The organism is Photobacterium indicum (genome assembly GCF_003026215.1).
Taxonomy (GTDB): Bacteria; Pseudomonadota; Gammaproteobacteria; order Enterobacterales; family Vibrionaceae; genus Photobacterium; species Photobacterium indicum.
The window spans coordinates 14,053-27,231 of the sequence record NZ_PYOC01000001.1 but is presented as its reverse complement, the minus strand read 5'-3'; the positions used below and the strand labels follow the sequence as shown (position 1 = coordinate 27,231).

The following is a 13,179-nucleotide window of genomic DNA, read 5'->3' as shown; positions in this document are numbered from 1 at the left end:
TTCCACTCATAAGTTTCGTTCACATAAATAATTCTTTTTTCGGCTACAAACGCATTTTTGCGAATTATTTTATTGAAAATTTTGGAGACTATTATGTCTAACACAACTGGTATCGTTAAGTGGTTCAACGAAGAGAAAGGTTTCGGTTTCATTACTCAAGATAACGGCGGCGCTGACGTATTCGTTCACTTCCGTGCTATCGCTTCTGAAGGCTTCAAAACTCTTGCTGAAGGTCAAAAAGTTTCTTTTGACGTTGAACAAGGCCAGAAAGGTCCTCAAGCTGCTAACGTAGTTGCTCTTTAATTTAGAGTCTATGTAACAGTATAAAATGTCGGCTTAGCCGGCATTTTTTTTATCTAAAATTTGAGTTTTTCTTTTATACAACATCACCCATCACTTTCCTTCATGTTTGTAATGATTTCTATCAATTTGAGTCATAGCCTTCTATTTCGTACACTGTACCCAACAAAACGCGCTGAGATCACCCTTAATTCTGAACCTTGAGACTGCTGGGTGTAATCGTATTGCGGAGGGGATATGACAAACAATTCAGATATCTTGCTATTAATTAATCAGTTAGGTTCTGGGCTTGAAACTAAAAACGGTATGTTACTGACACAAACCGTAAAGTCTGGCGAACACCTTGCCATATCTGGATCATCAGGATGTGGAAAAACGAGCTTATTAATGGTCTTAGCTGGGTTGAAAGAACCTAATAGTGGAAGCTTTTCATGGCAAGGGCAACCAGTCTTAGTTGATGGACTCACTTGGTGGCGACAACAATTTTGCTATTTACCACAGCAACCTGTTATGGGAGCTGAAACCATTAGCCAAGTACTGCGGTTACCTTGGACACTAAATGCAATAAGAAACGTGCCTTCTCCTTTTTCTGAAACACCACTGTTGAATCAAGACGCTGCAACTGAACCAAGTGAACAAGCCTGTATTCATGCTTTGCGACAAGTAGGGCTGAAACAATCATTAGACACTGATGTTAATCTGCTTTCAGGTGGTGAAAAGCAACGTATTGCGATTGCCCGTGCTGTATTAATGCAGCGACCATTATGGTTATTAGATGAGCCAACATCAGCATTAGATGGCACAAGTCGTGACATTATCATTGAACTACTAACCACGCTTGCCCCTACTAGAATATCTGTATCACACGATCCAGTATGGTTGGCATCGAGTGATCATCTGCATCATATGGAATCAAAAAATGGATAGTGTAGCCAATATTCAGAATGTTGCCTTAGCGGCATTCTACCTGTTGCTTTTATTGCCTTTATTTTTATTTCATCGTTGGCAGCTAGGTTTAACACGTACTGTTGTTGAAGCTGTATTAAGAATGACGTTACAGCTCACGATTGTTGGTATGTATTTACAAACGTTATTTACTTGGCAAAACCCAACGTTGAATATTATTTGGCTATCTGTCATGGCGCTTGTTGCCAGTTATAGTATTTGTCGAAGAGCAGAAGTTAATCTACGAAAAATATTTCCTGCAGTATTGCTAGGGCTGGGTGTCGCATTATTGGTTGTCTTACCGGCTATGTTAGCGGGAGTGATACAAGCTGAGCCTTGGTGGCAAGCGCAGTATATGATTCCAGTGGCTGGAATGTTATTAGGTAATTGCTTAACTGCCAACGTATTAGCCTTGGAACGCTGGCATAGTAGCTTACGAGATAAACAAAATGAGTATCAATTTTATCTCACTTTAGGATCTCCTAATCCGGTTCAACCTTTTATTCGTACGGCTGTAAAAGCAGCGCTTGCGCCGCAACTTGCATCGATGACAACATTGGGAATTGTGAGTTTGCCTGGCATGATGACAGGGCAAATTCTTGGCGGTACAGAACCACTGCTTGCAGTGAAATATCAGCTTGTCATTATGGTGGCGATTTTCATTGCTGGTGTATTATCGGTAACAACCTGTTTAGCACTTGTGAGCCGTTATGCTTTTAACCGCTATGGTCAATTGATGATATAGAAGTTGAGTGCAGAGACTTCATTGATGAGTCGTTTAATTGAAACTCCTTGTTACATTTAATTGCTCTTAATCTTGTCTGAGTCAGAGCTTTTTATAGTGTTTATAACTAGCCGTTTTTTATGATTAATTAGTAAGAAATGGAACTTTTTTGCTATATTTTTGTCCAGTTCTGTCGATCTCATAACACGGCACTGACTTTGGCATGACACTCGTTGAAGGTGTAAATGTACCATGTTCATAATAAAAATTATTTATGAGCATTGTATGAAATTACTAATTACTTTTTTCTTGATGATGTCATTCGCGGTTCCTTCGTACGCTTGGGCAGATAAGGGGCATGGCAAAGGACACGGAAAAGGACATAAAAAACACCACCATCATAATACTGTTGTAGTCGTAAAGCCGAAATATAAGAAGAAGAAACATCATCATCATCACAATACTGTTGTGGTCGTTCAGCCGCCACGTAATCGCTATTATCACCGTTCTCGTTTACCTGAGATTGCAACTTTTGCAGTGATTGCTGGTGTCTCTTACGCTATTGTTGATAACGTTTTTTATAAGAAATCGGGTGACCGATATGATTATGTAGACAGTCCACGTCGTTAATATGATATTCAGAGATGTATAAAGTAGGCATTAGACATGTACGTTTGATGCCTATTTTTTTCCCCTTCCTTCTTATTTATTCCACCTTCAATCTCATCATTTTCCATCGTATGTTCTACAAAGGCTATAAATGGGCGCTTGCTCACAAACAGAATATTGCACTGCTTTTTAGCTGCTGAATACATCATTACATTCTCTATGTGATGATTTTTAGTTGTTAATTATTAGTGGTTTACGGTTTTATTGGTGAACCCATCTAGTTTTACGCTAGTGTAGATGCTTAATTTGAAGTGTTAATCTGACTTAGTGTGAAATGGTGGTTTATAATTTCGTATTATTTGTTTTAATCAAAATTTAAATTGTCTTTACTTGGCTTTTGCAGTTTTTTGTTTAATTCTAATTGTAATCGAATTGTTACGGAGTGGCAGCGCCGAATAACATTCTTAAGCGTTAAACAGAATGTTGGTTTTTGCTAGGGATTTAAGCAAGCATTAGGACAAGATGATATGAATTCTACGCTAGATCGTACTCTACAACTGACTCAATTAAGTGGACAGGCTGTAAAAGAACTTTCTCCATCATTCGACCAATTACCTAAAACGGACCATGCTGATGGTGAATATCGATTACGTCGTTATTCAATTGTAAGAGTAAGTAATGGCGCACTGCAAGCTATGCCATCACGTAGTTTTATGCAGTCTGATGAGGTTAATACCTTTCAAGGAAATGTTTGCCGAAGCTTTGAAGCATTAGATGAACGTATTCTTAGTAGCGCAGGTATGTTTGAGATGTGCGAAGTCTTTAAAAATGCCAACTTACTGTCTGATGAGCAAGAGATCGAAATTCATCAAATTCGTATTGCTGCAATTAATGGTGAAACACAAGTTGCACCAGAAGGAGTGCACCAAGATGGGTTCAATCATATTGCCGTGATTGGTATTGATCGCCATAACATTGAAGGTGGCGAATTCATGGTTTATCGAGATAAAACAGATATCCCGTTCTTAAGCATGGCGTTACAAAAGGGCGAAGTTGCCATTTTAGCGGATAACCAACTATGGCATAACGCGCGTCCGATTAAAGCAGTAAAGCAAGATGAGCAAGGCTATCTTGATTTATTTGTACTGACTGCAAAGGAGGCTACTCATGCTCTTCACGCCTAGTGCTGTTCGCTCTGCCTTTCCAGCCTTACATCAAACTGTCAATAATAAGCCTGTATATTTTTTTGATGGTCCTGGTGGGTCGCAAGTACCTCAGCCCGTTTTAGATGCAATAACAGGGTATCTTGGACACTACAACTCTAACTTGGGAGGTTCTTTTTTCTCAAGTTCAGTAACCGTATCTTTGATGCAGGAAGCAAGAATATCGGCACAAGCATTATTAGGTGCAGCGTCACCCAGCAATATTGTGTTTGGCGCAAACATGACCTCACTTACTTTCCAATTAAGTCGTGCGATTAGCCGCGATTGGCAAGCAGGTGATGAAGTAATTGTAACTGCATTGGATCACTATTCAAATGTGTCTAGCTGGCAACAAGCCGCTGAAGATAAAGGTGTGATTGTTCACCAAGTGCGAGTGAATGAAGAAGATTGCACGTTAGATTATGATCATTTTGAATCTTTGCTTAGTGATAAAACCCGTTTAGTGGCAGTGACATACGCCTCGAATACCACTGGCTCTTTAGTGGATGTAAAACGATTAATTGATGCTGCACATGCTGTTGACGCGCAAGTTTATGTTGATGCGGTGCACTATGCGCCACACGGCCTAGTGGATGTACAAGATCTTGATTGTGATTATTTAGTATGTTCAGCCTATAAGTTTTTTGGTCCGCATGTCGGTATTGCTTACATTGCTCCCCAATGGTTACAGACATTACAACCTTATAAAGTTGAACCAGCGACAGATGAAGGTCCTGGGCGGTTTGAAACGGGTACGCAAAGCTTTGAGGCATTAGCTGGGTTTGTTGCTGCAGTTGATTACCTTGCACAGTGGGGCGATCCTGATGCATCGTTACGTCAACGCTTATTAACGAGTTTTTCTCAATATCAAGAGCATGAAAAAGCCCTTAGTCATCATTTTTTAAGCAAGCTTGCAGAGTTTAATAACGTTAGTTTGTATGGGATTAATAGTCCGCACCAGCTAAGTGAGCGCACACCAACCTTTGCAATACGAATTGATGATGTAATGCCATCAGATGTTGCGACATATCTTGGGCAACAGAATATGTGTGTGTGGAATGGTCATTTTTATGCTCAAGGATTGTGTAAACAGTTAGGTATAATGAATAACGGTGGCGTTATTCGCATTGGTTTAATGCATTACAATACGAACGATGAAATTGATTCACTGTTTACTGAATTAGCGCCATTTCTAATAAAAAATAAGATATAAATAGATTCAAACAATGTCACAGGCTTGAAATTTTAAAAATAACGATAAAGCCCTGTAAATCTACCTTATGAGGTAGACTTCAGGGCTGTTTTTGTTCCGCTGAAAAGAAACTCAATAACTGCATGATAAAACGCCAGTATGGTTCAGTGTATCTCGACCATTGGGGAACTTCTGTTTTTCAGGGTTATTCAATGATGAATATGAACATAAAATAAAAGCAAAAAAGCACTTTAATTTTTATTATTTCGTTTTATTAAGGGATTAAAGGCACCGTTGTTAGTATTTACGCCCTGTTCGATTTAATGAATATGTGAATTGGAGCTTAAATGTTTTCTCGTACAAACGCGTCGCTTTTTATAAAATATGCCCCCTTACTCGGTTTGCTTGCTGTATCTTCTGCCCATGCAGACAATTTGGTTGAGCGATTAAATCAAGTTGATAACAGTCTACAAAAGGCACACCACTCTGTGCAGAAGACTAAAAGTAGTATTAATAACAGCCAGAATAAATTTGATAATACCCAGCGTTCAATACAAGAGGCGAAAGAGGGCATTTACGTTGAAAAACGCACTGAACGAAGTGTAAAAAACACCAAACGTAAGGCGGTTGATAGTTTGATTAATCGATCAAATCGTGCGATTCGAGATATCACTAACACGTGATTTGCTTTAAAAAGAGCAAAAAAATAACACCATTAGTCTGCTGTCGATATAAAATTAACGGTAAGATGATTGAGTATATTATGTTGAAAGATACATAGACTCTAGAAATAGAAAAATAAATGGTGAGTAGCAAATGTTAAAATATATTGTATTGGCGTTAATTGGCTTTGGTATTTATATTGGTGTGACTTATCAAGACCAATTCTCTGATCTAACTAATTCTCGGTCATTTGAAGATGTAAAAGACGTTTATGAAGACGTTAAAGATCAAGCAATGGATGACTTTAGTACCATTTCTGACAAGATCGAAGACCTTCAGAACTAATATAAAACCTCGTTTGTAACTTGGGGCTGGATTCAAGCAAAAAGGTCGAGTCACTGAGTAGTGACTCGACCTTTTGTTTTTTAGTGACTAGCAACGATGTAGAAGTAGTAAATCATTGAGGCTGCTCATACAATTTCAAATGAACAGAGCGTATATGACCTTTGACTTAAGAAATAATGGGATAAAACTGACTTAGAGTAATCACAAACTTAGAGAGTAATCGTGTCATTACTGAGGGAACATGACGGGATAAATACCAACCGATTCTGTCATGCTCTTATATTCTAGTTCTCATGTTGCTTACTCGCCTCACACTTTGATATTCATTGATTGAGATCGCTTGATTCTGAGCTCTCTGGTATTGAGTTGCTCTCTCTTCCAGATATTTTGGATAGTACTAATGCTCACCGTGATATTTTGTTGTTTGAGCACCTTCATCAGTTGTATTGATGTCCCATGAGGGTTCAACAACGTCAGATCGATAATCTTATCCTCAGTGTGTTCCGATATACGGCTTTTACTGCGTTTCAGAGGCTTATTGATCCTTTTCAGGCCTATTGGCCCTTGCTCTTCCATAATTTGTTGGTATGTATAAAGCGTTTGGCGGGAACATCCGAGGATACGGGCTGCTTTAGATACGCTGCCGAGCTGCTCAACAAGCTCTAACGCTTCTATTTTCCGCTGAACCTCTTTTCCATATTCATGACATTTTCTGGGCTCTACTAACTCTGTGATATCAAGCCGACGGTGACCAAAATAGGCGGAGAATGTGCCGTCAAACTGGCATCGGATCTCTACTTTCTGATTTTCGATTGAATAGCGGATGGGCGAGTCAATGACGTACATTTTACTATCAAAGCTAAACGTATGATCGCGTCTTATCGTGCGATACTCTTTCTGCACACAGATGGTGTTGAGATCTAAATCAGGTGGCAAGCTCTTAAAGGCAGAGCGTGCACTTTTAGCCTGAACCATGATGTTTTTCACCCAGTAGTTGGGGATGAACTCTTCGTGTAAATAGCGGTTCGCACTCTCCATATCCGTAACGTTGTGTAATCGCAACTCTGGTACTAGACGGTCTTGGAAGGTATCGAAAGAACGCTCAATACGTCCCTTACCTTGAGGTGAGTTGGCAAAGATAATTTCAATACCTAGCTCGTCACAGGCTCGCTGCATCTGAGAGAAGTTACAGCGTTTGGGGCCACCAAAAATACCAGCTCTATCGACATATAGCGTCCTAAAAACCCCACGTTTCTCGATATATGCCCGCATTACTTTCATGCAGCCCTCGGTCGTTTCTGAGGGAAAAAACTGAGCATGAATATCGCTGGTAGCGTCATCAATGATGGCAATCAAGCAAGACTTTTCATTACCAAACCAGCGATGAGGACTGCCATCCATCTGGAGCATTAACCCTGGCGATTCCATACGCTCTCGATACTTTCTTACTCGACTTCTACGTCGCTTAGCGCGTTTAACATGATGGATATCGTGCGCCCAAGATCGCAAGGTTTCACGCTTAATGGCGATCCCCTCATTCTTTTCTAGAAGCTCAGAGAGATGTTGCAGATTAAAATCGAAGTACTTAGTTTGTATGAGGCTTTGCACCTCTTTCTTGAGCGACTCAGGGATTTTATTAACTGGAAAGCGGCCTCTATTGCCATGAACCACGAACCGAATACCTTCTTTACGGTATCGGCTTAGGTAACGCTCAACGGTTCTCCGAGACTTGTTGAGCAAGGTTGTGGCACTATTGATGCTGATCCTGCCGTCGATAACTTTACTGATGATATCGACAGTGAATTGGGATTTAGAATCCATATAGAACATCCTTAGCACCTTCTAAAGCTCAATTAATTACTTTAAAAGGTAAGCTAATTTAGTCCCGTCAAATTCCCTCGGTAGTTAGTGCAATGACAAAATCGCTTGGTAATTAAGATACGACAGAATCGCTTGGTGATCACAAACTTAGAGAGTAATCGCCTAAGTCGATGTTGGACAGAAACCATCTAGACTATTTACTTAATTAAGTCATCTATGAATTAATACAGGCATAGCTAGCCCTAACTTCGTTCGGTACAAAATGAACTAACTCTCAATAGCTGGTTGAAGAAGTAAAGAGTCATTGCAGTCTAGGCAGAGTGCTAATATCCCTTTACGGGATTCAAGTAATTCTAGATTGGAACTGTCACACTTTGCGCAACGTTTTACATTTGCTCCTGTTTTATCTGAGATCACGCTGACATTCTGCTTGTTGAGCTGACGTATCTGTTCAAAAAAATGCTCTATTGTCTGAACAATATCGCCAACTGACTGGTAAAAGCCTAAGTTCAAGTGTACCAACAGTTTATCGTATACAACGTTCGACAAGTTTGATTTTTCCGTGTTGTATGGCCGATCCCATTTATTTGCTGTCCAGCCTTGTTTTTGGTAGTAAGCAACTGATGATTCAAGTTTAGAAGGGATCGTATTCGTTGCATGCGGTTTCCCTTGAGACTTTCCTGTCATATAGAAATACGCTGCGTCTTTTACGCTTTTTTTTATATGAGGTGCTAACTGAGCAACACACATCTGCGTTAACATTTTGCGTATTACGTCGTATGTTTTTTGGGGAGGCTCTGCCAAATCAGCCTCTTGGCAGAAATAGCTTAAGAAGACCACAGCTTCTGCTACTTCAATATGCTCCACTAGATTACATAGCTGTTCAATATCCTTTTTTTGTACTTCGATGTTCCCATTCATAATCTGCTCAAAGTCCGAAAGGATATGGCGGTAAATAACTTCATTAGTTAAAGTGTCAGTAACGTTTAAATATATATTAGCTTGGTAAACCTGCCTGCTAGTAAGCATCCTCTCTGAAGGGTTCAAAACAACTTCAGTTGGCAAGTTTTCTAAGACAGGAAAAATTACCCCTTTATCAAGCAAGTGCGAGTAGATGGCTTTATCAAGTACCCCTGCAGGTGAAAGTATTGAATTTGAACTAGCTACTATTTGCGAAGGCAAGAGATCACGGCTCCCTAACGGGATTAGACTCGCGAGGTAAATTTTATCAACTAGAGATAAATCGCCATAAGATAGCTTCACCGATGGTACTGGATACATCTCTTTCAGTTTGTCTAAATTTTCTTGGTAACGGAGTTCGAGCGCTTCTCTTTCTTTGCGCCTCTTTTCCTGCCTTTCAGATTCACAATGATCACAACGGCACATTGGATCTGCTCTTATTTCGCTGACCTTATGATTACATTTAGGACATACATACTCTCGAAATCTACCCGACTTAGATGTTGGTCTTTCTAAAACATCATTTGAGCAAAGCTGACATGCAATACCAGTTCGAAGCAATGGGAACTGGCTTACAAGCGCATTTGGCGTTAGATCATAAAGATCGTATAACTCTATTATTTCAGAGTTCTTTAGTTCATTGTTACGGTACATTTCATAGCATTCGAGGACTTGATCTTCAGTCAAATGCGAAAATATAGGATTAGTTACGGTGTCTTTAAGCATAGACATCTCTATTAGGTATATTCTCTATTAGTTAGAGTAGTGTTAATAATTTTCAACAGCTTACATCAAAGCATTGGCAGCATCTTTGGAGTAGCTCAAACTAAAGGCGTCAGTTCTTCCCTTTTTGCTATTCATTAGATCAGGTATCACAAAACACTTACCTATTGGCTTGATCTTACATCGGTACAAACTCACTTTGAGGCAGAAATGATTTAGGTATCTTGATCTACCTCTGGTGGTGTTTATTAGAAGTAATAAGGTGATTCTCAATCAATAAAAGTACTACTGTTCATCTATCATCGAATATAAGAAACCTCTCTGGTTATAACTGTAAAGCTTCTGCTTTTCTATACTCGCTTGGTGTCATCTTTGTTACCCGAGAAAACTCTCGATTAAAATTTGATTTAGTCTGAAACCCTGAGTTCATAAACACCTGTGTAATCGTGTTATCGGTGTGGGTCAGATCCTGTTTTGCATGCTCAATTCGATATTCATTAATCAGTTTCGATATGTTCTTTCGATGAACTAAATTCACCGCAATTGAAATCTGTTTAGCGGGAATACCCAGCTTCCGAGATAACTTAGAAAGGGTTAAATCTGGGTCTAAATAGATGGCCTTATCTCGGATTTTTTTATCCAACATCTCTACAATTTCTTGAGATCGTTCTTCTGTGACTAAAGGGGGGAACACTTTTTGCTCTTCTGGAGCGCTTTGTTTTGATGTTGCTTCACCTGAAGGCGTGTTGACCCCCACAATCACCACCGAAAGCGATAATACTGGCAGCAGTACCAAATGGCCGACGGTCAATATGTATTCGGAAAATCGACCTTGATTGACAGCAAAGTCTAATGACAGAAACGTATCGATTAATGCCGAAAACAATAACATCCAGCCAGCGATATTCTCTGCTCTTTTTACACCTTCCCAATTGCTTAATGTAACGTTGATTAGCAGCGTATCTTTAGATGAATACTGCACCAAAGCCATGCCGTAAAATAAATAAGTACAAGTAAGAAAAATATCTAAAGGTAACCCCAAAAGTGGCTGAGTCACGACACTCACAATAACCAAAACAGGATCTAAAAGATGCTTATAAGCAATGGATTTTAAGCCAGTGCTTGCGCTGGTAAAAGCATACCAAGCAAAGACAGGAATAAGGGACGCTAATATTGGTTGAGCGTAACTAAAGGAAGCTATATTAAACGTCCACCTTAGCCCTACCATTGCTGTCGTGGATGCACACAAGGCTAAAAACAGGCAAACCGTCTTCGCTTGATTACCAAATTAATTTCACTAATCGACAATAGGAAAGGTGGACTAATGGTATTTAACTTAATGGCGTTTTATCTGAATGCTTGGAGACGCTACTTTGATTTCTCTGGGTGCTCGTCTCGACAAGAATTCTGGATGTTTATGTTGGCTCATTTATGTGTGACGTTGTTATTTATAGCGGTAGACATCTGGCTGCAAAATTCAGGCTAGTTGGATGTTTCTTATAGCATAGTTAGCTTGATTCCTATGCTGGCGATCATGCTTCGCCGCTTACACGACATCGGTCGTTCCGGTTGGTGGAGTTGGGTATTTATTATTCCTGTTATCGGCCCTTTCTGGCTGATCTACTTGTTAAGCAAAAATGGCACCTCAGCTTGTAGCAATGAGAGGATTTCATGGTGAGATTATTTATCACTTTGCTCGCCTTAATGAGTGCATTTGCTACCGCTCAGACAACTAAAACAGAGAACTTACCAGAAGGAACAATGGGGATATTAACCGTTAAGAGTATGACAGAAGGACAACTATTTTGGCTTAAAGGTCGGGTTGGACAAGGTGTATATACTCGTGTCGATGAGCAAAATCGTCACTGCTCGATTGAAGTACCAATAGCGATTGGCGGTTTCTCTAAAACTCAGTTGGCAATTCACTCGGTACAGGGGCTAATGATTGCTATTACTAGCCGAGAGCTAAGTGATTCGCTTATGAGTGGTCAACGAATCAACAGCGATGATTGGGTGTTTAGATCCGCAATAGAAAATCAGCCTGCTGATGGCTATATCATTAGTGGTATCGAGCCTACTGAACAGTTTATATTAAACTCGCGAAGGCGTTGGGTGTCTTGGTTGCTAGATGACACATCTAAGCTAATCTGTCTGTCGGTATCACAATAAAAGGAGCCGAAATCACATCGGCTTTCTCAGGAGAAAGGTCATAGAGCTTTTCGACCATCATATAAAACTAATCAATTTATCACTACTCAGTAATATGACAGATAACGTCTAATTTTTTACTTATAAATAAAAAAGCGGCAACCTAATGGCTGCCGCTTTTCATGTCTATTACGTTGCTAAATGTGTTTATTACGCAGCGTGAGGTGATGCTACTTTCGCTTCAGCAGCTTTACAAGCAGCAGCAGTGAAAAGAACATCTGTTGAGCTGTTTAGTGCTGTTTCAGCTGAATCCTGAATAACACCAATGATAAAGCCAACAGCAACAACTTGCATTGCTACTTCGTTTGGAATACCGAACAAGCTACATGCTAGTGGGATAAGTAGTAGAGAACCACCTGCCACACCTGATGCACCACAAGCAGAAACCGCAGCGACAACACTTAACAGTACAGCTGTTGCGATATCAACTTCCACGCCCATAGTATGAACAGCAGCAAGCGTTAGCACTGTAATCGTAATTGCAGCGCCTGCCATGTTGATTGTTGCACCTAGTGGGATAGATACAGAATATGTATCTTCATGCAGGTCTAAATCTTTACACAGCTGCATGTTTACAGGGATGTTTGCTGCAGAGCTACGTGTGAAGAATGCAGTAATACCACTTTCACGAATACAACGGAAAACTAATGGGTATGGGTTTTCTTTTGTTTTGAAGAAAACAATTGCAGGGTTAACCACTAAAGCAATAGCTGCCATAGAGCCAAGCAGTACAGCAAGTAAGTGTGCGTAACCTGCTAGTGCTGCAAAACCTGTTTCTGCAAATGTGTTAGCAACCAGACCGAAAATACCGATTGGTGCTAAGCGAATAACAAAGCGAACAATCAATGTTACGCCGTTAGACATGTCGTGAAACACTTGCTTTGTTGCATCACTTGCTTGGTGCAGTGCAAAACCTAGTGCGATAGCCCATGCAAGAATACCAATGAAGTTACCTGACATTAGTGCATTTACAGGGTTATCAACGATTTTGAATAAAAGCGTGTTAAGAACTTCAGCAATACCTTCAGGGGGTGATGCTGTCGCGTTGCCAGCAACAAGCGTTAAAGTGGTTGGGAAAAGGAAGCTCATTACTACTGCGGTTAATGCTGCCATTAGTGTACCGAATAGGTACAGCATAATGATTGGCTTCATGTTCGTGTGCGCACCTTTCTTTTGGTTTGCAATTGAAGACGCGACAAGAATGAAGACCAGAATAGGTGCTACAGCTTTAAGTGCACTAACAAATAAACCACCAAGGAAACCAACACTGATTGCTGATTCTGGTGCTACAGACGCAAGGAGAATACCTGCGACGATACCAACGATAATTTGGATAACCAAACTTCCGCTAGCGACTCGGGCTAAAAATGGTTGTGTTTGACTCATAATATATCCTGCATATTTTATATTTATATATCGGAGCGTTTTATTTCACTCTCAGGCCAATTTTTAACAGGATCTGCGATAGATTACCAGCTATCTTTTTA

Annotated in this window: 12 protein-coding genes and 2 pseudogenes; 10 read left to right on the top strand and 4 right to left on the bottom strand. The window is 40.0% G+C overall.

Going from position 1 to position 13,179, the window contains the following annotated elements:
* Positions 1 to 93 precede the first annotated feature (93 nt).
* The 8 genes from cspE to C9J47_RS00090 all read left to right on the top strand — a co-directional run bounded on the left by cspE (position 94) and on the right by C9J47_RS00090 (position 5,980).
* Complete coding sequence (cspE, locus tag C9J47_RS00130; RefSeq protein ID WP_006228435.1) at positions 94 to 303, top strand: transcription antiterminator/RNA stability regulator CspE; 210 nt, start codon at positions 94 to 96, stop codon at positions 301 to 303.
* A gap of 234 nt (positions 304 to 537) precedes the next feature.
* Positions 538 to 1,227 (top strand): ABC transporter ATP-binding protein, encoded by a 690-nt coding sequence (locus C9J47_RS00125; protein ID WP_107251695.1) that lies wholly within the window; start codon positions 538 to 540, stop codon positions 1,225 to 1,227.
* Positions 1,220 to 1,990: an ABC transporter permease gene (locus C9J47_RS00120; protein ID WP_107251694.1), complete on the top strand. Its 771-nt coding sequence runs from the start codon at positions 1,220 to 1,222 to the stop codon at positions 1,988 to 1,990. The genes C9J47_RS00125 and C9J47_RS00120 overlap by 8 nt, the downstream gene beginning before the upstream one ends.
* Before the next feature lie 264 nt (positions 1,991 to 2,254).
* Positions 2,255 to 2,599 carry a hypothetical protein gene (locus tag C9J47_RS00115; protein WP_245903217.1) on the top strand — a complete coding sequence of 115 codons (345 nt, stop codon included), beginning with the start codon at positions 2,255 to 2,257 and terminating at the stop codon, positions 2,597 to 2,599.
* A gap of 506 nt (positions 2,600 to 3,105) precedes the next feature.
* Positions 3,106 to 3,762: a 2OG-Fe dioxygenase family protein gene (locus C9J47_RS00105; protein ID WP_107251691.1), complete on the top strand. Its 657-nt coding sequence runs from the start codon at positions 3,106 to 3,108 to the stop codon at positions 3,760 to 3,762.
* Positions 3,746 to 4,993 carry a cysteine desulfurase-like protein gene (locus C9J47_RS00100; protein WP_107251690.1) on the top strand — a complete coding sequence of 416 codons (1,248 nt, stop codon included), beginning with the start codon at positions 3,746 to 3,748 and terminating at the stop codon, positions 4,991 to 4,993. Before C9J47_RS00105 ends, C9J47_RS00100 begins: the two co-directional genes overlap by 17 nt.
* Before the next feature lie 326 nt (positions 4,994 to 5,319).
* Positions 5,320 to 5,655 (top strand): hypothetical protein, encoded by a 336-nt coding sequence (locus tag C9J47_RS00095; RefSeq protein WP_107251689.1) that lies wholly within the window; start codon positions 5,320 to 5,322, stop codon positions 5,653 to 5,655.
* 133 nt (positions 5,656 to 5,788) lie between these two features.
* The gene (locus tag C9J47_RS00090) at positions 5,789 to 5,980 is read left to right on the top strand and encodes a hypothetical protein (RefSeq protein WP_107251688.1); all 192 of its coding nucleotides are present in this window, start codon (positions 5,789 to 5,791) and stop codon (positions 5,978 to 5,980) included.
* A 309-nt stretch (positions 5,981 to 6,289) separates the two neighbouring features.
* On the opposite strand, the gene C9J47_RS00085 is transcribed toward C9J47_RS00090, so the two are convergent.
* The 3 genes and pseudogenes from C9J47_RS00085 to C9J47_RS00075 form a co-directional block, all read right to left on the bottom strand.
* Positions 6,290 to 7,810 carry an ISNCY family transposase gene (locus tag C9J47_RS00085; RefSeq protein WP_107251687.1) on the bottom strand — a complete coding sequence of 507 codons (1,521 nt, stop codon included), beginning with the start codon at positions 7,808 to 7,810 and terminating at the stop codon, positions 6,290 to 6,292.
* 258 nt (positions 7,811 to 8,068) lie between these two features.
* Positions 8,069 to 9,487, bottom strand: a complete 1,419-nt coding sequence (locus C9J47_RS00080) for a hypothetical protein (protein WP_107251686.1) — start codon at positions 9,485 to 9,487, stop codon at positions 8,069 to 8,071.
* A 322-nt stretch (positions 9,488 to 9,809) separates the two neighbouring features.
* Positions 9,810 to 10,763: pseudogene (locus tag C9J47_RS00075) on the bottom strand (helix-turn-helix domain-containing protein); the annotation flags it as partial.
* A 45-nt stretch (positions 10,764 to 10,808) separates the two neighbouring features.
* On the opposite strand from C9J47_RS00075, the pseudogene C9J47_RS00070 reads away from it, so the two are divergent.
* Together C9J47_RS00070 and C9J47_RS00065 are read left to right on the top strand one after the other, a co-directional pair.
* A pseudogene (locus C9J47_RS00070) lies at positions 10,809 to 11,162 on the top strand (DUF805 domain-containing protein).
* Positions 11,156 to 11,653: a hypothetical protein gene (locus C9J47_RS00065; RefSeq protein WP_107251684.1), complete on the top strand. Its 498-nt coding sequence runs from the start codon at positions 11,156 to 11,158 to the stop codon at positions 11,651 to 11,653. Before C9J47_RS00070 ends, C9J47_RS00065 begins: the two are co-directional and overlap by 7 nt.
* A 189-nt stretch (positions 11,654 to 11,842) precedes the next feature.
* Here C9J47_RS00065 and sstT read toward each other — a convergent pair whose 3' ends face one another.
* Positions 11,843 to 13,078 (bottom strand): serine/threonine transporter SstT, encoded by a 1,236-nt coding sequence (gene sstT, locus C9J47_RS00060; protein WP_107251683.1) that lies wholly within the window; start codon positions 13,076 to 13,078, stop codon positions 11,843 to 11,845.
* Between the last annotated feature and the right edge of the window lie 101 nt (positions 13,079 to 13,179).

What these genes read in the sequence shown, in the direction of transcription:
- cspE (WP_006228435.1), top strand. Translation starts at nt 94, where the DNA reads ATGTCTAACACAACTGGTATCGTTAAGTGGTTCAACGAAGAGAAAGGT.
- C9J47_RS00125 (WP_107251695.1), top strand. Translation starts at nt 538, where the DNA reads ATGACAAACAATTCAGATATCTTGCTATTAATTAATCAGTTAGGTTCT.
- C9J47_RS00120 (WP_107251694.1), top strand. Translation starts at nt 1,220, where the DNA reads ATGGATAGTGTAGCCAATATTCAGAATGTTGCCTTAGCGGCATTCTAC.
- C9J47_RS00115 (WP_245903217.1), top strand. Translation starts at nt 2,255, where the DNA reads ATGAAATTACTAATTACTTTTTTCTTGATGATGTCATTCGCGGTTCCT.
- C9J47_RS00105 (WP_107251691.1), top strand. Translation starts at nt 3,106, where the DNA reads ATGAATTCTACGCTAGATCGTACTCTACAACTGACTCAATTAAGTGGA.
- C9J47_RS00100 (WP_107251690.1), top strand. Translation starts at nt 3,746, where the DNA reads ATGCTCTTCACGCCTAGTGCTGTTCGCTCTGCCTTTCCAGCCTTACAT.
- C9J47_RS00095 (WP_107251689.1), top strand. Translation starts at nt 5,320, where the DNA reads ATGTTTTCTCGTACAAACGCGTCGCTTTTTATAAAATATGCCCCCTTA.
- C9J47_RS00090 (WP_107251688.1), top strand. Translation starts at nt 5,789, where the DNA reads ATGTTAAAATATATTGTATTGGCGTTAATTGGCTTTGGTATTTATATT.
- C9J47_RS00085 (WP_107251687.1), bottom strand. Translation starts at nt 7,810, where the DNA reads ATGTTCTATATGGATTCTAAATCCCAATTCACTGTCGATATCATCAGT.
- C9J47_RS00080 (WP_107251686.1), bottom strand. Translation starts at nt 9,487, where the DNA reads ATGCTTAAAGACACCGTAACTAATCCTATATTTTCGCATTTGACTGAA.
- C9J47_RS00065 (WP_107251684.1), top strand. Translation starts at nt 11,156, where the DNA reads ATGGTGAGATTATTTATCACTTTGCTCGCCTTAATGAGTGCATTTGCT.
- sstT (WP_107251683.1), bottom strand. Translation starts at nt 13,078, where the DNA reads ATGAGTCAAACACAACCATTTTTAGCCCGAGTCGCTAGCGGAAGTTTG.